This is a genomic window from Pseudoalteromonas sp. AWM4_233 (assembly GCF_056158285.1).
In genome coordinates this window covers 2,545,644-2,566,853 of the sequence record NZ_JBSWSZ010000001.1, presented here as the reverse complement: position 1 = coordinate 2,566,853, position 21,210 = coordinate 2,545,644, and the positions used below count along the sequence as shown (strand labels likewise).

The 21,210-nt window shown below is 39.0% G+C and carries 25 protein-coding genes; 17 read left to right on the top strand and 8 right to left on the bottom strand.

The window, feature by feature from the left end:
* The first annotated feature begins 296 nt into the window (after nt 1-296).
* From ACXAC4_RS11470 to ACXAC4_RS11430, 9 genes are all read left to right on the top strand, one after another.
* Nucleotides 297-722 carry a DUF6882 domain-containing protein gene (locus ACXAC4_RS11470; RefSeq protein ID WP_475161690.1) on the top strand — a complete coding sequence of 142 codons (426 nt, stop codon included), beginning with the start codon at nt 297-299 and terminating at the stop codon, nt 720-722.
* A gap of 669 nt (nt 723-1,391) precedes the next feature.
* The gene (locus ACXAC4_RS11465; protein WP_475161689.1) at nt 1,392-1,916 is read left to right on the top strand and encodes a suppressor of fused domain protein; all 525 of its coding nucleotides are present in this window, start codon (nt 1,392-1,394) and stop codon (nt 1,914-1,916) included.
* A gap of 105 nt (nt 1,917-2,021) precedes the next feature.
* Nucleotides 2,022-2,339: a hypothetical protein gene (locus ACXAC4_RS11460; protein WP_475161688.1), complete on the top strand. Its 318-nt coding sequence runs from the start codon at nt 2,022-2,024 to the stop codon at nt 2,337-2,339.
* Nucleotides 2,340-2,449: 110 nt separating this feature from the next.
* Complete coding sequence (locus ACXAC4_RS11455; protein WP_475161686.1) at nt 2,450-2,872, top strand: DUF4259 domain-containing protein; 423 nt, start codon at nt 2,450-2,452, stop codon at nt 2,870-2,872.
* A 130-nt stretch (nt 2,873-3,002) separates the two neighbouring features.
* Nucleotides 3,003-3,476 carry a hypothetical protein gene (locus tag ACXAC4_RS11450; protein ID WP_475161685.1) on the top strand — a complete coding sequence of 158 codons (474 nt, stop codon included), beginning with the start codon at nt 3,003-3,005 and terminating at the stop codon, nt 3,474-3,476.
* A gap of 119 nt (nt 3,477-3,595) precedes the next feature.
* Complete coding sequence (locus ACXAC4_RS11445) at nt 3,596-4,360, top strand: hypothetical protein (RefSeq protein WP_475161683.1); 765 nt, start codon at nt 3,596-3,598, stop codon at nt 4,358-4,360.
* Nucleotides 4,361-4,494: 134 nt separating this feature from the next.
* Nucleotides 4,495-4,986, top strand: a complete 492-nt coding sequence (locus ACXAC4_RS11440; protein WP_475161681.1) for a hypothetical protein — start codon at nt 4,495-4,497, stop codon at nt 4,984-4,986.
* Nucleotides 4,987-5,114: 128 nt separating this feature from the next.
* The gene (locus ACXAC4_RS11435) at nt 5,115-5,552 is read left to right on the top strand and encodes a GNAT family N-acetyltransferase (RefSeq protein ID WP_475161679.1); all 438 of its coding nucleotides are present in this window, start codon (nt 5,115-5,117) and stop codon (nt 5,550-5,552) included.
* Between the two features lie 161 nt (nt 5,553-5,713).
* Nucleotides 5,714-6,367 carry a hypothetical protein gene (locus ACXAC4_RS11430; protein WP_475161678.1) on the top strand — a complete coding sequence of 218 codons (654 nt, stop codon included), beginning with the start codon at nt 5,714-5,716 and terminating at the stop codon, nt 6,365-6,367.
* Between the two features lie 83 nt (nt 6,368-6,450).
* Here the strand turns inward: ACXAC4_RS11430 and ACXAC4_RS11425 are convergent, their stop codons facing one another.
* Both ACXAC4_RS11425 and ACXAC4_RS11420 read right to left on the bottom strand, forming a co-directional pair.
* Nucleotides 6,451-7,221, bottom strand: a complete 771-nt coding sequence (locus tag ACXAC4_RS11425) for a DsbC family protein (protein ID WP_475161676.1) — start codon at nt 7,219-7,221, stop codon at nt 6,451-6,453.
* Between the two features lie 123 nt (nt 7,222-7,344).
* Complete coding sequence (locus ACXAC4_RS11420) at nt 7,345-8,346, bottom strand: winged helix-turn-helix domain-containing protein (RefSeq protein ID WP_475161673.1); 1,002 nt, start codon at nt 8,344-8,346, stop codon at nt 7,345-7,347.
* A 223-nt stretch (nt 8,347-8,569) separates the two neighbouring features.
* On the opposite strand from ACXAC4_RS11420, the gene ACXAC4_RS11415 reads away from it, so the two are divergent.
* Both ACXAC4_RS11415 and ACXAC4_RS11410 read left to right on the top strand, forming a co-directional pair.
* On the top strand, nt 8,570-9,478 hold the full coding sequence (locus tag ACXAC4_RS11415) for a hypothetical protein (protein ID WP_475161672.1): 909 nt from the start codon (nt 8,570-8,572) through the stop codon (nt 9,476-9,478).
* A gap of 39 nt (nt 9,479-9,517) precedes the next feature.
* Nucleotides 9,518-10,024 (top strand): GrpB family protein, encoded by a 507-nt coding sequence (locus ACXAC4_RS11410; RefSeq protein WP_475161669.1) that lies wholly within the window; start codon nt 9,518-9,520, stop codon nt 10,022-10,024.
* Nucleotides 10,025-10,048: 24 nt separating this feature from the next.
* On the opposite strand, the gene ACXAC4_RS11405 is transcribed toward ACXAC4_RS11410, so the two are convergent.
* The gene (locus tag ACXAC4_RS11405; protein WP_475161667.1) at nt 10,049-10,957 is read right to left on the bottom strand and encodes a LysR family transcriptional regulator; all 909 of its coding nucleotides are present in this window, start codon (nt 10,955-10,957) and stop codon (nt 10,049-10,051) included.
* A gap of 150 nt (nt 10,958-11,107) precedes the next feature.
* Here ACXAC4_RS11405 and ACXAC4_RS11400 point away from each other — a divergent pair, with 150 nt between their 5' ends.
* The 3 genes from ACXAC4_RS11400 to ACXAC4_RS11390 all read left to right on the top strand — a co-directional run bounded on the left by ACXAC4_RS11400 (nt 11,108) and on the right by ACXAC4_RS11390 (nt 13,138).
* Nucleotides 11,108-11,635 carry a cytochrome b gene (locus ACXAC4_RS11400; RefSeq protein ID WP_475161665.1) on the top strand — a complete coding sequence of 176 codons (528 nt, stop codon included), beginning with the start codon at nt 11,108-11,110 and terminating at the stop codon, nt 11,633-11,635.
* 88 nt (nt 11,636-11,723) lie between these two features.
* Complete coding sequence (locus ACXAC4_RS11395) at nt 11,724-12,287, top strand: YceI family protein (RefSeq protein WP_475161662.1); 564 nt, start codon at nt 11,724-11,726, stop codon at nt 12,285-12,287.
* A 47-nt stretch (nt 12,288-12,334) separates the two neighbouring features.
* On the top strand, nt 12,335-13,138 hold the full coding sequence (locus ACXAC4_RS11390) for a DODA-type extradiol aromatic ring-opening family dioxygenase (protein ID WP_475161660.1): 804 nt from the start codon (nt 12,335-12,337) through the stop codon (nt 13,136-13,138).
* 89 nt (nt 13,139-13,227) lie between these two features.
* Here ACXAC4_RS11390 and ACXAC4_RS11385 read toward each other — a convergent pair whose 3' ends face one another.
* The 3 genes from ACXAC4_RS11385 to ACXAC4_RS11375 all read right to left on the bottom strand — a co-directional run bounded on the left by ACXAC4_RS11385 (nt 13,228) and on the right by ACXAC4_RS11375 (nt 17,100).
* Nucleotides 13,228-15,207: a TonB-dependent receptor plug domain-containing protein gene (locus ACXAC4_RS11385; RefSeq protein ID WP_475161658.1), complete on the bottom strand. Its 1,980-nt coding sequence runs from the start codon at nt 15,205-15,207 to the stop codon at nt 13,228-13,230.
* A 97-nt stretch (nt 15,208-15,304) separates the two neighbouring features.
* The gene (locus ACXAC4_RS11380; RefSeq protein WP_475161656.1) at nt 15,305-15,688 is read right to left on the bottom strand and encodes a hypothetical protein; all 384 of its coding nucleotides are present in this window, start codon (nt 15,686-15,688) and stop codon (nt 15,305-15,307) included.
* Nucleotides 15,689-15,891: 203 nt separating this feature from the next.
* Nucleotides 15,892-17,100, bottom strand: coding sequence for a YncE family protein (locus ACXAC4_RS11375; RefSeq protein ID WP_475161654.1), 1,209 nt, complete (start codon nt 17,098-17,100; stop codon nt 15,892-15,894).
* Between the two features lie 458 nt (nt 17,101-17,558).
* Here ACXAC4_RS11375 and ACXAC4_RS11370 point away from each other — a divergent pair, with 458 nt between their 5' ends.
* Complete coding sequence (locus ACXAC4_RS11370; RefSeq protein ID WP_058030433.1) at nt 17,559-17,774, top strand: hypothetical protein; 216 nt, start codon at nt 17,559-17,561, stop codon at nt 17,772-17,774.
* A gap of 113 nt (nt 17,775-17,887) precedes the next feature.
* A complete protein-coding gene (locus ACXAC4_RS11365; RefSeq protein WP_475161651.1) occupies nt 17,888-18,331 on the top strand; it encodes a hypothetical protein in 444 nt (147 codons plus the stop codon).
* A gap of 38 nt (nt 18,332-18,369) precedes the next feature.
* Here ACXAC4_RS11365 and ACXAC4_RS11360 read toward each other — a convergent pair whose 3' ends face one another.
* The gene (locus ACXAC4_RS11360) at nt 18,370-19,143 is read right to left on the bottom strand and encodes a MipA/OmpV family protein (RefSeq protein ID WP_475161650.1); all 774 of its coding nucleotides are present in this window, start codon (nt 19,141-19,143) and stop codon (nt 18,370-18,372) included.
* Nucleotides 19,144-19,285: 142 nt separating this feature from the next.
* On the opposite strand from ACXAC4_RS11360, the gene ACXAC4_RS11355 reads away from it, so the two are divergent.
* Nucleotides 19,286-19,684 (top strand): hypothetical protein, encoded by a 399-nt coding sequence (locus ACXAC4_RS11355; RefSeq protein ID WP_475161648.1) that lies wholly within the window; start codon nt 19,286-19,288, stop codon nt 19,682-19,684.
* Between the two features lie 77 nt (nt 19,685-19,761).
* Here the strand turns inward: ACXAC4_RS11355 and ACXAC4_RS11350 are convergent, their stop codons facing one another.
* A complete protein-coding gene (locus ACXAC4_RS11350; protein WP_475161647.1) occupies nt 19,762-21,183 on the bottom strand; it encodes an alpha-amylase family protein in 1,422 nt (473 codons plus the stop codon).
* Nucleotides 21,184-21,210: the final 27 nt, after the last annotated feature.

Below are 21,210 nucleotides of genomic sequence, written 5' to 3'. Positions count from 1 at the left end.
GAATTGCCCAAATCCTAGACAAATATTTACTCGTGTAGATAAGGCTAGAGTATTACGTATGGTCTTAACAGTTCAAAGCTTCAGTAAAATGGAGCTTTGACGAAAATCAAAGTTTTTACTACTCCTGATTTTCGATATTTACAAAGCCTGTCTATTTCAAGTGGAGTCTACAAGGTATTGATTCTTATAGATTAGCGATGTAAGGTTAACGAAATTAACAGGAAAGATTCCCGATTTTTTTCAGATAAAATCAGGCATTTTTCCTTTGAAAAAGCTTTATGTTTTAAGGGAACTAAGTGAGTATCGAAGAAAAAATTGGACAAATTAAAGCGGATTACTGCAAGGCTTTTTCAAATTTTTCTACTGAGGTAGGAGAATATACTAACTGGTACTATGATCTTGATGATTTGTTTATCGAGTTAACAAGCGAAGACAATACAAAAAGGTTTAATGTCATTCCGGTTGGTTCATATTCCACTGAGTTCAATTCTTTTCTGTGGTCATGGGCAAACGAGGATTTATCTGAACATACGCGTTCTAAAGCAGCTAAGTTAAAGTCACTTTATTCGGAATTTCCATTTAAGGCATTTCAAGTTAAGGGCTTCAATTGCAAACAAGAAGAGCTAGACGAAATTTTATCTTTAAGCTTGTATCATCTAAATGGGAAAGTAATTTTCAAAATTAAAGATGAAAGCCCTTGGTTATTCCTTTGTGTACTTTAAAACATAACAAATTAATTAAACAATGGACGCAAAACAGCAGGCTTGCGCTCATTCTTCGCTAAGTTTAGCCTGCTATTTTGCGCCGGTAAGGCAAGCGTTAGCACTACAAGGACAGTTTAGCAATTATGTTGATAATTCAGACACGCGTACAAGGTTTACTCAATAGATTGTATACAATGTCCATTCAATACTTTTGGTTCATTGCAGTAGGGTTAATCTTTGCCATGTTCACAGGAATTTATCCGAAAGACATGGTTTTGCTTTTTTTCATTTTGATAATCTCCATAGTGCTTTTCACCATCTGGTTATTCGTTTTTAACTCTGGTAGAAGTAAGGTTATTGAATACGGCTTAGAGCTTAATGAACAAGGGATAACATTCATTGATTTTGGCGTTAAAGTCACTTTGGAGTGGAAGCATTTTGAAGGCTTTAAAATTGTTAATAGCTTACCTAGGTTAATAGTTCTAAAAAGCTCGAAAAGTAACGATATAAAGTTTAGCTATTATTTGTTTTCATCTGCTCAAAGAAAGAAATTATTCGATTATTTAGAGTCAAAGTAGTGCTAACAAGCAATTCAAGAGGGATTAAAAACAGCGGGCTCTTCGCTTCGCTCAATTTTAGCCCACTATTTTTAACCCGTTAATCGAGCGTTATGTGCAAAGGAGTCCGATGCAATTTTCAAAGTTTGAGAGTTCACTATATTTTCAGCTAGCAAAAATAATGGAGTCTGAATGCTCACTTAGAGCATCTGAATATGAAACGGGAATTAGAGCTGGATATTTTGTGGTTGGTTCTGACGACGATCCTATAAACTTAGTCTTTTCCTTTCCCTTGAAGAATGACGATTGCTATTTTACTTTTACAGATGGCGATGTTTCGGAAATAACTAAAGAAATAGCGTCAATACAAGAGTTTAACGAAACTAAAGCTCATCTTTGTGTTGGACATACGGTACCAACTAAAAATAAGTACTTTAATGATTCAGGTTGGGTATCACATTTAATAACTATTCCTGCTATTGCCTATGAAGACTTACCAAACACTCTGGAAATCGACGGCAGAACAATAAGGCTTCATTTAGTTATACCGCTTTCCGCGAATGAATATAACGTTAAATTGAAAAATGGTTATGATGAGTTACTTGATTATTTTGAAGAAAACCAAAGAGATATAGTTTGTTTTAATTACGCATAACAAAGTGCCTAAAGGGCGGACATAAAAAGCTTGGCTGTGTTCGTTCCTCGCAAACTGTAGCCGAGCATTTTGTGCAGTTTAGCACGGCGTTAGAAGGAGTTTAAAATGTCATTTGAACCTGACTACGATAGTTATTCATATGAGGACCTTTTGGATGTTTTTGAAAACATCGATCGAGAAAACTATCCAGAACGATTCAACAAAGTAGCAAGGTTGCTTGGGAAAGACATTAGCTCGGAGGCTTTAGCCGATGAAGCTGGTGACGTCGGAGAAGAGAAAACGTCAGCTTGCTCCGAATTAGCTAAAGCAGCAAGAGCAAAATGTATAAATGATTACTTTGATTCGTTGAGTGATTCAGGCGCAGAGCTTAATGCAGGGGATTATGATGCAGGGTCATATTCAGATGGTGGCTCCGGTGACTGATTCCTTCAAACAAGAACCTAAACCAAAAGGCGAAAAACAGTAGGTTTGTACTCCTTCGTCACTAATTTTAGTCTGCTAAGCAAGTGTTATGCACATAAAGGAGAGTTTCCATGGGAGCATGGAGTGAAGACAATTTTGGCAACGATGATGCCGGAGATTGGATTTGGGATTTAGAAAAGTCTAAAGGTTTAGATACTCTTTTAGCCCCCATTAAATTGGTAATAGCCGAAGATGATTACTTGGAAAGTCCTATTTGTTCTGAGGCACTGGCGGCTTCTGAAATTATTGCTGCTTCTGTTTCAGGCGACTATTCACGTATTCCCGAAGAAGCAAAAAATTGGTTAAGTAAGAAACAAGGTCTTATCTTTGGAAGTAAACCAAAAATAAAGGCTCTTCACGCTAAGCAAGCACTAGAGGCTGTGAAAAAAATCACTGCTAACTCCGAGTTGCAAGAACTCTGGGAAGAAAATGGGGAAAACAAAGCTTGGCGAGCGGTGCAAAATTCACTCATGACCAAATTAGAAAATGCATAACAAACTTGTAAACGCAGAAAAATAACAGTTGGCTTTGTTCGGGCCTTACGAATTTAGCCAACTATCATTCACGGTTACAACGGCGTTAGGTACAAGAAAGGCTCGCATAATTGAAAAGGGTACTATTAACTTGAAAATCAAAATATTCATGATCATTTCTCTATTGCTTCTAGCTTCTTGCTCATCTTTACCGCAACGAAATGAAAACGAAAGCATAGAAATTAGAACTCAGTCTTGGGTGTTACCCATCACACATGATTACTACATGCGAAAAGTAGATGGAGTTCATAACTTCTATAAAGAGAATGCTAAAGGAGCTTTGCAGCTAAGCTCAATGGTTAGTCAAACCCCAATACTAGATCAACAACTGCTCGAAATCGCTCAATCACAAATTAATAGTTCAGATGAGTTAACGGATATATCCGATGACAGTAAGAGGGGCTATAAATCAGTATTTACTTCACAGGGAGTTTATTGGATGTATTGGTTCATAATCATAGACCGCTCTTTAATATTCATAACTTATAACACCGACTTTGATAAAATTGATGCAAACGAAATAAAGAATGTCGAGGCTTTGGTTAATGGAATCTCAAGCACCTAACAAGGCCGTAAAACCAAGGACACAAATCAGTAAGTTTGTGCCCCTTAGCCGCTAATTTTAGCCTGTTATTTTGTGCCGTTTACAATAGGCGTTACACTGCCATAAAGGAGCAGTTCCCTTTGAAGAAGCTTACTTCCATTACTTTACTTTTTATTTCACTCCTACTGTGGTCTGGGGCAAGTACGGCTATCGAGAAAGATAAAGAGGAGCTCGTTTCTTCCCTAATTGAATTATTTAAATCCAATGATAGAAAAGCCATCGCTCAAAAAGTTCGGTTTCCTCTTGCTAGGAAGAAACCTTTGCCTCCTATTAGAAATCAACTTGAATTCATTGATCGCTACGATGAATTATTCGATTCAAATCTCATTGAGATCATTGTTTCATCAAACCCCATGACGGATTGGAGTGAAATGGGGTGGCGAGGAATAATGTTTAAAAGCGGTACAGTGTGGTTAGATATTGATGGCACTATTTGGTCAGTCAACTATGAGTCGGAAATTGAGAAGGAAACAAGAATAAAGCTCATCAATGGCCAAAAAAATAAACTGCACCCTAGTATAAATCAATTTGAAAAACCGATTTTAGAATGGCAAACAGACAGTTTTCACATACGAATTGATGATCTAGGCGAATATAATTATCGATATGCCTCTTGGTCTATTGATAAAAGTACTAATGAAAAGCCAAACCTAATATTAACGAATGGAGAAATCGTGTTTGATGGAGGTGGTGGGAATCATTACTATGTGTTTAAAAATGGTCATTATGAGTACCGCTGTTACGTTAGTGTCATCGGGAACTCTGAATCTCCATCAGGCACTATTGAAGTGTTTAAAGCTGGCACGCTGCTACTAAAAGAAGATGTTAGACCTAATAAGATCTAGTTATGGCACTATGACAAGGCAAATCAAAAAGTGCGGACAACAATCAGTTGGCTGGTTTCACGCCGCTTTACATTATAGCCAACCTAATTTTGCCTTTTAACTGAGGCGTCATATAACTATGGATAGCCCTGAATATGCCCAATCCTTTTATTCCTGAAACATTTAAAGCACCTACGCTTTTTGATAGTGAACACTTTCATTTTAGAGTTCTAGAAGATTCAGTTGCAGAATTAGACTTTGAAGCTGTGATGTCTAGCCAAAAAAGACTGCAAGGAATTTTTGGTCCAGAGTCGGATTGGCCTAAAATTGATATGACTCTAGAAGAAAATATAAGAAGTTTGAAGATTCATAGACGAGAGTTTGAATTACGTGAGGCGTTTGCTTATTCAGTATTTACGAACTCAAAAGATAAATGTCTTGGTTCTGTTTACATAGATCCAAGCCAATCACACAACTATGACTGTGAGGTCTATTTGTGGGTTAGGGATGATAGTATCAGTTTGGATGAGACTCTTTACCAAACAGTTTTAACTTGGCTTCAGCAAGATTGGCCATTTTCTAAAGTCGCATTCCCTGGCAGGTGCATTTCATGGAAAGATTGGGCAAATGCGTTAAAAGTTATATAAGAAAGTATTAAAAGCGGATTTGTAACAGTTAGTTCAGTGCTGCTTTGCAGCATATTTAGTTTAAACGTTTATCAGCTCGTTAACAGGGCACTTGGGTATCTAATCTAGCAAGGAGGTAGAGTATTATTATGGATTACACGTTTCGTAAAGCTCAAGAAAGTGACTTCGATTATTTATTGCAATTACGCCGTTTAACTATGGACGATTATCTATTACAGAATGGCCTCGATATTAGTGATAAAGAGCATACTTTTCGCATCAAATACAACTTTGATGATGCCAAGATCATACTAGTTGATGGCGTTGAGGCGGGTTTATTTAAGGCAAGCTACACAGCCCAAAATTCTCAATGGTACATCTATCAAATTCAGATACACCCTGATTACCAAGGTTTAGGTATTGGAAGGAAGTTAATCATTAATCTGTGTGAACAAGCGCTAAAAGATAATTCTTCTGTCGGCTTAAGTGTCTTAAAAAGTAATCCTGCAAAACGACTCTATGACCGACTAGGTTTTACTGTTATAGATTCTAATAGCAGCGAATTTGAAATGGTATTTAATGCCTAACAACCTCTTCAAACGGTACTGCTAAAGCTTGGCTCAGTTCCGCTTTTCTACGCATTGTAGTTGAACATTGAAAGCTGTAGAGCATCATTGCAAAATCTTAACTATATGATTATCAATATTTGCCGATAACAAAGCATGTCGTATGATGAGAATGGAATTCTATGAAAATACACAACTCGCTCGGTATTAACTCACCTAATGTTGAAGGTCATTTCGGTAAAAAAAGCGTAAATGAAGGTAACAGTCATTTAGATACTAACCAAAAGAGTCAGGGTATCGAATCAAAGACTTTAATTTCATTTGCTGGTGAATATGAAGCATTTGACCCAACTCTGATTGAAGAGGGTAAGTATAAAGATCTTTTCAGTGAAAATGGTCATAACTTTTCTGAAATGAGCATTAATGAACTTTATGATCTTGTAAAGAAATTTAACGAACTGGATAGGGAATATTCGCAAGAGTTTTCTGATAAAGAAGAGGTTAGATATGGGAAATCTGGAAACCAGATAATATCAGAGCAAAGACCTGATATGCTCGATTTAATGATAACACTTGAAATTCTTTCTTATGGTGAAGGGGACGTAGACCCAAATGAAAAGATTAACCTTGTAGAGTACTTTAATGAAAGATCAGATAAATTAGAAAAATCTGCAGTTGCTCACCCTGAACGCGATACCTATCAAACTAGGTCGGCACATTCGAAGAAGTTAATTGATATTTTTGAGAAATTTACATCTGATGAGAGTTTGAATACCTACAAAGAAAAAGCTTTTTCATTGCTAAATGCACAAAAGAAAGTAGATATTACGATTTAGAAGTGTAATTTCTATAATACCCGAAAGTTAATGCTGTGCTTTCGGGCGTATATATTTACTCTCTGTACAGCAAAGTAACCTTCTTAAATAGATTCTATTTTCTGAATGATTTTCGAAATATCTTCTGTACTTATAAAGCCAGGTACTGTTTCTCCGTTGGCAAATAAAATAGTCGGGGTAGCACTAAAACCAAATTTTTGTGCCAAAGCTTTTTGAATGTTGAGGTTGTTTATGCATTCTGAAGTGGCTTGATTGTTCGTTTCAAAATATCCCCTGTGCATTGCAGAGTCCATCGCGGTTTGCGGATTTGTGGCGCAAAGCGCATTCACGGTTTTATTGAACGCTTTGCTACCAGCATTTCCTCTCGGCAACATGACATAATTGACACTGATACCTAGTTGGTTTAAATCTTTTATTTGAGTGTGGAGTTTTCTGCAAAATGGGCAGTCAATATCGGTAAAAATAGTTATTTGATGTCTTTCTTCTTTTGCTGAGTAGGTGAGTAGTTTCTCTCGAGGAATAGATTTGAATAATGTTTGTCTATGTTGTTGGTTTGCTTGTTCAATTAGGTCTTGGCTTGTAGAGGTGTCGATCACTTTACCCCAAAACAAATGCTGCCCATCTTTGCTAGCAAGTAAGATTTGATTGTCGATTGTGACGCGCTCGAAATAGTCATTAAATGATGTGATTTCAAAGCTTGCTTTAGGACCAAGCAATCGATGTAGTTTCGCACTTAGAACTGAGTTTGAATAACTGGGTGATTGATTGGCAGGTACCTCTTCAGATAGGGCGTTATGGCTGATAAAGGATAAAGTGGCAATTGCTAAAATTGATAATTTATTAAATGCTTTCATTGGCTGCTCACAGAATTAGATAAGTGAATTCCTTTATAAAGTGAGCTGCGCATTTTATGTCAGTATAAATGCCTCTAAGTTTCTATAATTATATATATTAACTTTATTATCATTAACTTATGTCTAGGTTGTGAATTGCCTAAAGCCTATTAATTGGGCTGTATATTCAACATTTTCACACTCGCGTTTTGACGTCACAGAGTCTCTTAGTTCTTTACAAAGTTGCGCATGTTCGCTTTTTTCTATTTTGTTTTCTGAGCTATTTGAAAGTACCTGTTCACCGTCGATTTGCAGTCGTGCCTTTGAGTTAAGCGGTGTATCTTGTTGTTTATTGACTAAGGCGGCGATTTGCTGTTCGAACATGTGTGCACTGCAGCTTGCAAAACCAGCTTCAGCGGATTCTTTGCCTTGGATTGCAAAATCTAGCGCATCATTAAAGTTATTCTGAATTGCGGCGATCCTACTCAACAACGAAAACGCTTGTCCTCGATAATAGCTTTGTGATTCATTTTCTAGCACGAGTTCATGTGCTAATTGCTTAGCATGGGCTAGCTGTTGTTGACTGAATTTTATTTCAGCTAACAGCAACTTGGCTTCTTGAGAATATGGGTTTTCTTTTAGGCTGAATTCCAGCCATTTTTGAGCTGTCGCATAGTCTTGTGAACGATAAGCATCTACTGCATTTGTATAGCTGCTAAAAGTGGGTGGTAAAGCAGGCTCAAACGTATTGTTTTCTTTAATTAACAAGCTTGCTGCAGTGATACAACTAATGGCTAGGCATGCAGCAATGGCATAGTGTGTCACTTTGTTTGACTTTTTTACTGCTAATTTGTCAGTAGGAGCTAGCCAGTAATAGCCGCGGTTTGGCTGAGTGCGAATAAGATCGTTATTGGGCGCAAGCTTGCGTATCTCACTGATCACCTGAAAAAGGCGATAATCTTGGTGTTGTGGAGTGCCCCATAGAGCAGTGTGCAATTCATCTTTGGTGATTAGAGTCTGAGGGTTATTAACAAACAGCTCTATTGCTTGCGCTGTCTTAGGTCGGATATTAATGGGTTTACCTGAGTGGCGTAACTGGTAGCTTTGATCACAAAAGGTGAATTTTAAGAATTTAAAAGTAGCCACGGGTTATCCTTTTTTCGCAAGTTAGATGACCTTTATAATGCTTAATTTATGTGTGAGCAAGTTGGTAGAGCTTCTAAAAGTCATTTAAATTGGGCTTTGCATTTACCATATGTAATTATGCGCAGGTTCTTTTTTATGTATTTCAATTACAATGAAATACATCTATTGTGCTTTGAGATTATCTGTTCAATTTAACGAACCCGACAGTAAGAATAATAACAGTATGAAAGATGTTTTAAATAAAGGATTAGAAACGCTTAAGTCCGCCTCTGCAAAAATTTCAGATGACATAGCTTCAGGTTTTTCGATAGTTAAAGACAAAATTAATGGTCTGCCGATTTGGGTCTCATTAGAAAGAACAGACAGTGATGTTCATGTTGATTACGACGAAAAGCACTATTTTGTTATTCCATTTAAATTGTCAGAGCATCAGTTTGCACTTCACACCATGAGATGTTTACCGAAGGGTGTGCCTGAAGTGAATAATTTACCAAAAAGGCGGGTATTTCACTTTCCAAATGAACATGCAGAGCATCAGTTACGTGAATATATGTTAAGCAGTGTAGGTGATATTGTTCGAGAGCGCAGCTTAGAAACCCCGCATTCTTTAGAGTCTCTTGCAAATGAAATTGATGCGTTAGACAAAAAGCTAACTTATGGCATGTTATTGGTTGGTGGGCTTGCTGCTTTAGTGAATCCACTTGTTGGCGCTGGTATTGCTGCCAAAGCAATGCTACCTAGCGTGACAGGGCTGCTAAGCAAATATGGATTACGTTTAACGGGTGAAAAATTATCGGCTTATCAACTAAATAAAGAGATTGAAGAAGCGCAAAAAAATGTGATTAAACAATTTGAAGAATCGAGTGCAATTCAAGTTATTAACCCTATTTTGCAAGAGCTGGAACTTGCGCTTGAGACAACTGAAAGTGAGCATGATCCTCTTTTAGATTTTGACTTATCGACCTTATCGATCCCAGCTTTAAAGAATGAGCATTGGCGTGAACTCACTCAAGTTGCCATTACGCATGTTTACAAAGAGGTTGTGGCGGCACCACATTTACATAAACAAGCAGAGCTTGGACCTGAAGACATAAGATGGTTGAAGCTTATGTTTGAAGCAAGCCAAGATTAAGTAAGTTAGTTTTTCAACAGAATATGATTAAGAATAAAGATGGCTGATGCAAAAATAGAGATAGTTGAGTTTAGTCCACACTGGTTCGAGATGTTTGAAGCTGAAAAAGCGTTGTTACAATCAGTTATTTCACCTTGGCTACATGGCTCAATAGAGCATGTTGGTAGCACGTCTGTTGAAGGGTTAGCGGCTAAACCCATTATTGATATTATGGTTGGAGTTACATCGTTAGACGCTTCGCAGCCGGCGATAAAAGAATTAGAGCAATCTGGTTATTGCTATTACCCTTATAAAGCAGATGTGATGCATTGGTTTTGCAAACCTACGCCCGAAGTGCGCACTCATCACTTACATTTGATCCCATATCAAAGCCCTCTTTGGAAAGAGCGTATTCAATTTCGAGATAGTTTGCGAAATAACCCTGACATCGCAAAAGCCTACCAAGCGTTAAAGTTTAAGCTCGCAGAAGCTCATCATCAAGACAGAGAAAGTTACACAAGAGAAAAGTGGCCGTTTATCAAAGAAGTATTGCAAAAATCCACTTAGCAAGCAGCTAAGTGCATTAATGTTTTAAAACTCGTCCCAATAAGGTTTTTCACCAAAAAACTCACTGAGTTCGTCAATAAAGACCCTTACTTTTGAAGAGAGCAGTTTACGGTGCGGATAAACTGCATATAACGCAATGGGCTCAGGTTCATAGTCTTCTAAGAATATTTGCAAATCTCCTTTTCTGAGCGCATGACCTGCAATGAATGTGGGCTGCACCAAATAGCCTTCCCCAGCGATGGCGGCGGCCATCAGCAGCTCACCGTTATTCGAGATAATAGTGGGGTGTTTATTTTGGCTTATTGATTTTAGGGTGTTCAACAGTAGGTTGTCGGTTTTGTCATAACTAGAATAACTGTAATGCAAAAAGTGCTTAGGGTTGAGCTCGCTCGGGTGTGAGGGCGTGCCGTTATGTATTAAGTATTCAGGAGAAGCGCATAAGACCAAACGTACAGGCGCTATTTTCTTCGCAACCAAAGAAGAGCTTTGCAATTGACCAATTCGTAGCGCAACGTCAAAACCTTCTTCGATCACATCGACTTTACGGTCGTTAAGCTGAATGTTGAGCTCTATCTCAGGGTACTTTTTTCTAAATACACTGATGAACTTCGATAGATGTAAAGTTGAAAATGAAACGGGCGCACTGATATTCAAAGTACCTGTGACCGTTGTTTGCAGCTCACCAAATTGTGCTTCTAAGTTATCTACACTTTCTAGTATTTGTTTTGCGTGTTGGCGGCACTTTTCGCCCGCTTCCGTGAGGCTTACTTTACGGGTCGTGCGATTGAACAGGCGGGCATTAAGATGAGTCTCTAGTTGCGAAATGTATTTACTAACCAGTTGATTCGACATCTCTAATTTTTCAGCCGCTTTGGTAAAACTGCCTTCATCAGCAACACTTAAAAACACTTTGAGCAATTCAATTTTAATCATTATCACAACCCTCAATTAATAACCCACTATCAACGAAACGTTGTAAATAATACAACATAGCTCTACTTAATCATAAAAAATCGTAATAGTAATATAGCGAGCATTGAAAGAGAGGTTTGTTGATTAAGTTAACAAACGCATGAGGTTTTTATGAAAAACACAACACAGAACTATGGCTGGGTGGCGAAAAGCCTGCACTGGGTGTCAGCAGTGGTCGTCATAGGCATGTTTGCGTCCGGCTGGTGGATGGTAGAGCTGAAATATTACAGTGATTGGTACAGAACCGCACCATTTATTCATAAAAGTGTCGGTTTACTGTTGCTGCTATTAACTGTTGCCAGATTATGTTGGAAGGCAAATAACATGAGTCCAGATGCTGTGGGTAACGCATTTGAGCAATTTATGGCAAAAGCTGCGCATACCGTTTTATACCTGCTGATCGTTGTGATTTGTGTCAGTGGCTACTTAATTTCAACGGCCGATGGTCGTGGTATTGAAGTGTTTAACTGGTTTGTGTTGCCAAGCTTTGGGGAGCTTTTTTCACAACAAGCCGACACCGCAGGGCTCATTCATAAATTCAGTGCTTATGGTTTGATGGGGTTAGTTTTTTTACACGCACTAGCTGCACTCAAACATCATTTCATAGATAAAGACAATACATTGAAGCGCATGCTTTAAGACACTTCATAAAGGTAAGTGTTTTAAAACAAGTAGGTGCCTTCACCTTAACTTATTAAATATTTTGGCTTCTAAACAGGAGATTACAATGAAAAAGCTTATTTTAACTGCAGCGTTTCTAGGTGCGTTATCAACAACGGCAAGTGCTGCTGAATACGTGATTGATACCAAAGGAGCACATGCCTTTATTAACTTTAAAACATCGCATTTAGGTGTGTCTTGGTTAACGGGTCGTTTTAACACATTTGAAGGTTCTTTTAACTACGATGGTAAAAGTTATGACAACGCACAAATTGAAGTGAATATTGATACTACGAGTATCGATTCAAATCATGCAGAGCGTGATAAGCACCTTCGTGGTGGCGACTTTTTAAATGTTGGGAAATTTCCAACTGCGAAGTTTGTAAGCAGCAAAATTATCGACAAAGGTAATGGCAAACTAGAAGTGCAGGGCGCTTTCACACTACATGGAACGACTAAGAATATTGTCATTGATGCGCAAAAAATTGGTGAAGGTAAAGATCCTTGGGGCGGTTACCGAGCTGGTTTCTCAGGTACCACTGAAATTCGTTTAGCAGACTATGGTATGAAAGAAGTGCTAGGTCCAACAACGGTGATGCTCGACTTGCATGTTGAAGGTATTAGAAAGTAATACGCACTTTACTGTTAGTGCTTAGCTATTAATCTTTGTGGTGTGCTATGACAACAAAACATAATGTATTTTTTATCTCTCACGGCGGGGGGCCGATGCCTTTATTGGGCGACCCCAGCCATACAGAAATGGTCAATGCACTAGAGAAATTGGCGAAAAGTATTGAAAAGCCAAGTGCTATTTTGTTGATAAGCGCCCACTGGGAAGAGGCTGTGCCGACAATTACCTCTTCAGAGTTACCAGAGCTCATTTATGACTATTATGGTTTTCCTGAAGCGGCATATAACATTCAGTATCCATGTGCTGGCTCGCCTAAGTTAGCATCTGAAGTGGCAAAGGCGCTAGCGCAAGCGGGCATTGAACATCAACTCGATGCGCAACGCGGCTTTGACCATGGCATGTTTATTCCCTTGAAAATCATGTTTCCGGAGGCTGACATTCCGTGTGTGCAGCTATCATTGGCGAAAAGTTTAGAGCCGAGCTTACACCTCAATATTGGTAAAGCCATACAGTCACTAGCGTATGACAATTTACTAGTGATTGGTTCTGGGTTCTCTTTTCATAATATGCGTGCTTTTTTCTCGCAAGGTGACAGAGAAGTTGATGAAAAAAACCTGGCATTTGAGACTTGGCTCAGAGACACAGTAAGTAATAAAGCACTTGATGAAAGTATGCGAGCAAGCCAACTCTTAGATTGGGCAAGTGCACCCCATGCAAGGTTTTGTCATCCTCGAGAAGAGCATTTGATGCCACTGCATGTGTGTTATGGGTTAGCAAACTCAGCTGCTGATGAGCAGTTAGACGTTAAAATTTTGAATCGATACTCAACCATGTTTGCATGGTACAAATGAACGCATTACCCGAATTGACTTTATATCGAGTAATGCGTTACCTAGACTTTTGACTAAGCCTTTTGATTAAGCATTAGTGAAAATTGGTATTAATGCCCAAATTGAATTCGTACACCGGCATTGACGGTAAAGCCATCATTTCGAGACCAAATATCGGTTGTCCAGCGTCCACTTGCTGATTGTTCAGGTAAAACCAAAGTGTCGTCTTTTGTTTGACGAACATTCAGCAGGTTCTCAGCATTTACAAACCAGCTTACATTGCCAAATGTAATCTGTCCTAACAGCCCTAAATGCCAATAAGCATCACTTTGAGTTCGGTATGGGTTGTTTTCGAGTTGTTGCGTGCCCGTGTAGTAAGCTTCAAAACCAAGTAGATGACTACCATGTTCTTCCCACATGATCACTGCGCCCGCAGAATGTCTGGGTGTAAGCGCGATAGGTGAGATTGAACCGGTTGTATCATCTTGTGTACTCGCATCTGTGTATAAATAGCTAGTAGTGAATTTAATATCATGCCAACGGAAACGAAGAAGTAGTTCGGCACCTCTTATCTCACTTTGGCCAGCTGCGTTGACAATGCGCACTGTTTTGTCACAGCCGATACAGTTCATTTCTTCTAACTCAGTCACATTATCTATGTCAGACGCAAACAGTGTCAGGCTTGTTTCAATGCTATCGACGGTATAGCTAAAATCGACAGACGCAGTGGTGGCAGTTTCTTCTTCTAGGTTGTCTAGTGGTGCTAATCGTGACAGACCTGCGTCTTCAATATCCTCGATGAAAGGCGTTGGCGCATAGTAACCTTTACCGAAAGAGCCACGCACGGACCAATTTTCTGGTTTATATAGTGCTGAGACTCTCGGGCTAAATTGAGTGCCATATTCGCTGTGCCAATCTGTTCTGGCGCTTAGAGACAGGGCTAATTCGTCAGTTGCGTCATAATCAAGCTGTGAGAATAAGCCGGGCACTTCGAATGTATAATCGAATTCATTGTACTGTTCTGACTCGAATTGCTCTTGTTGATACGCAACACCCACAATCCAAGCTGTCTTGTTGGTGAAGCCTGTGACTGAAGATTCAACTAAGTAGCTGTTATGTTTGTCATCTTCCAACACACGTCCATATTGGTGTTCATGCTCTTGTTGCATCAATGAACCACGGACATTTAAGCTCAGAGTGTCATTTAAAGGTTGTTCGAATATCAAACCGCCATCGAGGCGTAAAGAGTCCTGATTTTGCACAAATGGTTGACCGTCTGGCATGAGTGCTCCTTCAGCGGTACCCCCATTTCTGCGCTCTTTCATGGCGCCCATGGTCATATACAAATTAGCGCCATTTTCACCTGACCAATATATACGTGGTCGCACTGTTGCTCTTTCGTAATAGGCCATATCGAGCCAGCCGTCATCGTCTAAGTCTTGTTCTTCTTGATGGTGTGCACCTGCGGTAATTGAAGCACCCATTGAGTCAGAAACAGGCGCGGCCAAATAAGCGGTGACATCTTGACCATTTTTTGATGTGGCATTTAATAATACTTCGCCCTCGAATTCATCCGAAGGCGTACGAGAGATCAGATTAATCACACCACCAAGTGCTGAACCGCCATACATAGACGATGCAGAACCTTTGATAATCTCAACACTGGCTAAGTCGGTCGGGGGGATCTGCAGTAGCCCGATAGAAGCTGTTTGTCCGCCATACAGTGGCAGGCCATCACTCAGTAACTGAGTATAACGACCATATAAACCTTGCAAGCGAATGTTAGCACTGCCCAGTGCTGGAGAGGTATTTTGTACTCGTACACCACCTGTTTCAGCAACGAGCATAGAAATATTACCAGGGCGCATTAAAGCCTTTTCTTGAACTTCTTCACCAATAATGACTTCGGTACGAGTTGCCGACTCTGTGACTATGCGACCTAGTCTTGATGCAGTGACCTGAATTTTTTCTATGGCTTTTTTTTCATGACCATGATGGTCGTGCTCATGTTCTTCATGCCCGCCAGCATATGAAGAAAGGGGGGCAAATAGAAATACAGACAAAGCCAGTTTAGAAAGTTTAAATTGCATTTTTACCTCAAAGTGTACACATGACAGTATATTCAGCTGTCATTGATAAATTGTTTTTTAATTTATTCTGAATTGGAGTGTTTTGGGCGGATCTGCCCTAAGAGGTAAAAATGGGGGGGCGGTATAACGACTCGACAATATTATTTGGCATATTTAAATGCGAGTTCACAATAGACTCTGTAAAACGCATCATTGGCTGTGAGTAGCCAAGGCTACTGACAAAGATAAAGGCAGCACAGGCATTTGCAGGGCAAATACATTCGGATTCGCAGCACTCCACTTCGCAGCAATCATCTTCAGCGTCACTGTTTGAGCTTGAAGATAAATTCGAGACGCTATCAATTGAATTGCTTGATTGTGTTTGTGCTGAATGTGTTGATGAGATCTCAAATGAGGGCATAAAGCTATAAGCCGATGCTTGCCCAACAAAGGCAATCAAAATAACAAGTGTCACGAAGACTTTTGAAAGTGGCTTAAACATACAGTTCTCAATGATTAGACAGCGCTACTTTAATTGAATTTAATCTAGATGTGAATATTTAAGCGTTGAAGAGTAGGGCACTTATATCGAAAGTAACCCATTAAATAGGGCCCTTATAAAAACTGATAGCCATGCTTCAGTTTTAAAACCCCAAAGTTGAGCGAAAACTATCGCGTTAACTTTGGGACTTTAATGCAATAAATTTATTTAGCTATGCTCACTAGGCCAGTATTAGAATCATAGTTTAATTTAAGGCTGTCGTTGTCATTCAGAGTATAAGTACATACCCCTTTTTTGGCTTTAGATACCTTGAAAGCGCCATCTGCAGTAGAGTGATACCATTTAGTATCGCCATTAGACTTCTTACGGCCTGCGCCAGAGCGGTTTAGAGTATATTTATGATCTAGCAAGTTATTCCAAAGTCTGGCACAGCGGTTTGAATTCGGCTTTTTGGTATTTTTGTTGTGCTTGTTTAGCTTATCTTTACTCTCAACTAAATAGCCACTTTCGTTAAAGTTAAACGAGCCGTCCTTAAATGAGGTGACGTTTGCAGCCGCACCGCCAATATTTTGCTCTTCCCAGAATGCTTTAGCTGCATCCACTTCTTGTTGAAACTCATCGGCAATAGTAAGCAGTGGGTTGCCGCATTCAGACACATAAGTTAGATCCGCAATATGCTCTGGCCCTTCCATAATAAGCTCTGCTTCAGCAGTTTGTGGGTCTATTTTGTAGATTTTGGCGTTTTCACCACTATTTCTTGCAGAAACGTATAGCTGACCATCGTTTGCTGTCGCAATGCCAGATGGCCAATTTAAGTTATGTTCACCAATTTTATCTAGTTGCATGTTGCTTTCATCAAGGATGTAAAGTGACTTGGCATTTAGAACATAGACGGTATTACCATCAATTGAATAAGTGATGTCACCATGGGCGAAATCATCCCAACTCGCGTCGTTTGTTTGCATTTTACCTAGTACGGTTTTATCGCCCGTTTCTAAGTCAAATTGATACATATAAGTTTGGCTGGTGGCGAGTAAAAAACTGCCATCAGGTGAAACAACAGAACGTTTTATTGGATAACTTGTTGTATCTGCGATTTCAGTCGTCTCGCCAGAAGATAAGTCGTACTGATAAATTTTTGACGCATTCGTTTCTTTATTTAATCGCTGCATCATAATCAATTGATTGTTTGTTGCTGCCAGGTTGCTAGCAGGAAGAGAAGTACCTGACATTTTGCTATAAGATTTATTTGCTAAATCTATGTGATATAGCGCATTTTTTCCTTGTTCTGCGTATCTGTCGACCGCAAATAACCCTTCTAAACAAGCATCATTTGCACTAACGTAAGAGGAAGTTAAAGTGAATGCTAAAGCAATAAGTTTATTGGTTTTGAACAAAGATCTTAAAGTCATAATGATTATCCTGATTAATTCATTATAAACCATGCAAAAATCAAACCGAAAATTCATTTTTTTATTTTCAATACTTACAGTGGCTTAATCAACTTAGAAATTTTCAATTAACGTGGATTTGCAAACTGCAATGCAATAAAGCACTAAAAGAGATAACGAACTATAGTTTTGATGTTTCACTTTAAGTATAAAATCCACAATGTAGCAGTCCGGCGACCCTAATTTAGTTTGTTTTACAGCGTGTTATCATTTTAGATGTCGCCAATAACACATATTCATTTGGTTATAAAAAGGGCACTTGTTGTGCTTATTTATTGTAAAAAGCTGTCTATTTTTTCTTCCTTTTTTAAACGTTCTTCGCTAAGTTGACATAACTTAAACCATAGCGCTTTGTTGCGTTTCGGTTAGTAAATAATTTTTACTTTAAACACATTATCTTTTTAATCGAGGGTAAGTATATGGATAGAGTAGAGAAACTAATGGTTCGAATGGTGTTAAGTGATGTAAGCCAACATTTTCCTGAACCGGTAGATTTACTGTCTGCAGATAGTATCAACACCTATGGTGATGGTTTATACCAAGTACTTAGTGAACTTGAAGCACAACAATTAGTAAAACGATTGGAAAGCGGTCATTTTACTGTGGGTGCTGCTTATAGCCACTTCAAAGGATAAATGCGGTTCAGTCTAACTATCTTTTTAATCTTCGCCAAGGAAGTGTCTGTTATGAGACTAATGGCGTCAATTCATTTAAACTCCTTCCTGTTTTATTCTAACTTCGTAATATTATGCTAAATAAAGGGCTTTTATATTTAACACTTTCTTTCTGTGCTATGTCTTTAAATGCAAATGAATTAAAGCCATTTAAAAGTGATGGATGTAGTTTGTTTCCCGACGGTACCTTTAAACAGCAAAAATTATGGTTAGCTTGTTGTGTAGCCCATGACTTTGATTATTGGCAGGGTGGTACAGCAATGCAACGAGAAAAATCTGACGCGCGTTTAAAGCAATGTGTTAAAGAGGTTGGCGAGCCTACTATCGCTAGCATGATGTTGGCAGGTGTTAGAGTCGGTGGCAGTCCATACTTACCAACGCCTTTTCGCTGGGGCTATGGTTGGCCATATCCGCGAGGATATAAAGTGTTGTCAGAAAGTGAGCGTCAACAAGTCGAGCATGCAGTTCGAAACGTAAAACTAGAGCAGTATTTTATGCCTAAAACAAAAAAGCAGTAAGTTAATCTACTGCTTTATTGTTGCAAGTATTTATTCGACTAAAAAAACTTACTAAATAACAATCTCATACTTAAATTATTATCGCGATCAACTAACGGGCTGTCAGTGATACTACTGTCATACATAGTGTAATCAATGGCTAGCTGCGTGAAACCGCCAAAGAATATTGGGGTCGATACTGAAAAGCCGATTGATTGGTTTATCGCACTATCACCCTTATAGAATGCTCTGTTTTGAGTGACTTCAAAGTCTCTTACACCATAGTAATAATCGACATGGTTTTTATCTAAATGGTTTATTGATAAATTTGGTTCAAAGAAGACAGGGCCAAATCGATACGCTTTTCCAATTTTGGCTTTTACTTCATAGCCGTCAGATTTATTGAAGATATCGTGTAAAAAGCCAATGCTTAATTTCCAGTTATCTCGTTCGTATTTAAAGTTTGCGCCTAAATCCATTGAAAAGTCTCTTTCTTCCATGCCGATAAAGACATCACTGTCTGATTCGTCAAAGCCTTGAAAGCGAGGAGAAGCTTGCACTTCGAATTCGATATCACCTAATTCTAAAAGTTCGTAACTTACAAAAGGGCCATATACCGATAATTTGTCACCACGATAGCCTAAAATAGGCAAAGGTGTTACTCGATTACCATAACCTTTATAAATCTCTTGGCTTAAGCCAAGACCAATGCCATATAAGTAACCTTTTGGTTCAAGCTGAGCACGTACATCACCTCGTTCATCAGCAGAGACATTTGAAGAAAAAATTACGGGTAATGAAGCAAGGGCTAAGGCTTTTATAATTCTGAACATTTTGAGGTCCTTTTGTTGTCAGACTATCAGTATGGATGAAAAATCATTTTAGATCAGTGTTATGACATTTTTTATGTTTGTACCTTTTTAGGTTTTATGTATTATCAAATTGGTTTTCCGAAAGTTTATAAGGAAGTAACGTATGCAGTGTTACCAATGTAATGTAAAACTTGAATATGACTTAACCGAAATTCACACAGGTTATGGCTGCTCAGAATGTCATGGAGCTTGGTTACCAGCGAAATTTCTAAAAGCAATCGGCACCGTTAAAGAGTTCGATTACATGGCATTTGTCGGGCAAGTTCAAAGCCAAGTGAAAGAAACGACAGAATTAACTTGCCCATCTGGCTGTGGTCAATTGCATCGTCATTTTTTCGAAAATAGTCATTTTAGTTACTGTCATAGCTGCTTTGGTGCTTGGTTTAAGCAAGGTGAGTTAAAAGGTTTCTTACATAATTTCAGAGATGCGAAAGATATTCGTGTTCTAGATACCGCAGATAGAATTAATGGTATCGATTTATTGTTTGATCTTTTAAAATGAAAGCGTAAAAAAGGCCGCATAAATGCGACCTTAGGTTACTTCTAGGGAGTTAATCTGAAAGCAATAGAGTTTGAGGGTTATTCCATCAACCACATTCTTGCTGTTCTCGCTGGTAGGTAAAACTTATGCCACTGACTCGAGATATTTTGCACATCGTTGCTTAATGTATCTCGGTAGTTGCGGTGCCACCATAAATTATCGGCTTGTGTATCTACCCAGATATCTTGGCTTGTACCACACTTATTGATACCAACCACGCCTTTGTGCTCGCGTTTGAATAATAAAATACAGCTATTGTGGCTTAGCACCTGCATGCTACTGCCTTGGGTGGCATTGTGGAATTTGAGCATGCCTTTAATGTCTTCACGACGATAGAGATCATTCCAGCGGTTATCACCACTTTCGTTATTATCCGAATACACTAGTGGTACACCACCATCTCTGCCCAAAACAAATGCGTTCGCAAGTTTTTCGTCGGTGGCATCCATAATTTGATATCTAAAGCCATCATTCAATGGGATATCATGAGTAACGCTAAACGTAATAGCTTTGTTACCGGCCAATGCTTGACCATAGGCCGCTGGGTCAACAAGTTGACTCATTGAACCGCCAAAACTAAATGCGCCTCTGATCTGTGCAAACAGGGGAAAGTCATAAGCTGAGTGGCCTGTTTGTGCCAAGTAAGGCACTAAAAAGTTATCATAATCACCGCTACCTGAACCACCTGTCGTTATAATTTCACCAAATACATGCGTATCTTTTTTAATGTTGGCATCGAACACGGCATTAATATGGTAGTTGGTCATGTGTTTTGCGGCATCAACTCTAAAGCCCGTTACGCCAATTTGTTTTAACGCATTTAAATACGCTTTTTGTTGAGTGATAACCCAATTGTTAGGGTCTAAATCGGGGAGGCCAGGATCGGGGGCAGCGCCACACAGTCGGTTGTATTGTACATCGCCAACGTCATTGTAATTACTGATGCATTTTGGACCACCTTGGTCGTATGTACCGTGAAAATCACCCGCGCCGAATAAACCATCTTTAACATCACCGAATAGTGTAATGTCGTTGTAATAGTTAATATCAGCGGCGTAATCGGCTAAAACTTCGCTTCCCGGATAGTTAAGATCAGCACGTTTCCATTGCTCGTTTGCCATATGATTAAAAACAATGTCGGCATATGTCTCTACACCTTGCGCTTTAAGCGCTTGCACCATGGCTTTAAAATCATTGGTATCGCCCAAAGGGTTATCGATGACACGAAGATCTTGTGGCTGGTAACGAGACCACCATGCATCTCCAGTCGATTTATAAGCAGGAGAGACGAGTACTTTTTTATACCCAAGTTCAGCGATTTCTTGAGCCTTGCTCGCAACGTCATCATAGCGCCAATTAAATGCATGCAAAATAACATCTGCGCTGCTTTGGAAGCTGACAGCACCAAGTACAAGCGCTGCAATTTTAAGTTGTTTATTTGATTTCATATGTGTTGTCATGTGTTTACCTTTTATCGCATTCCTTGC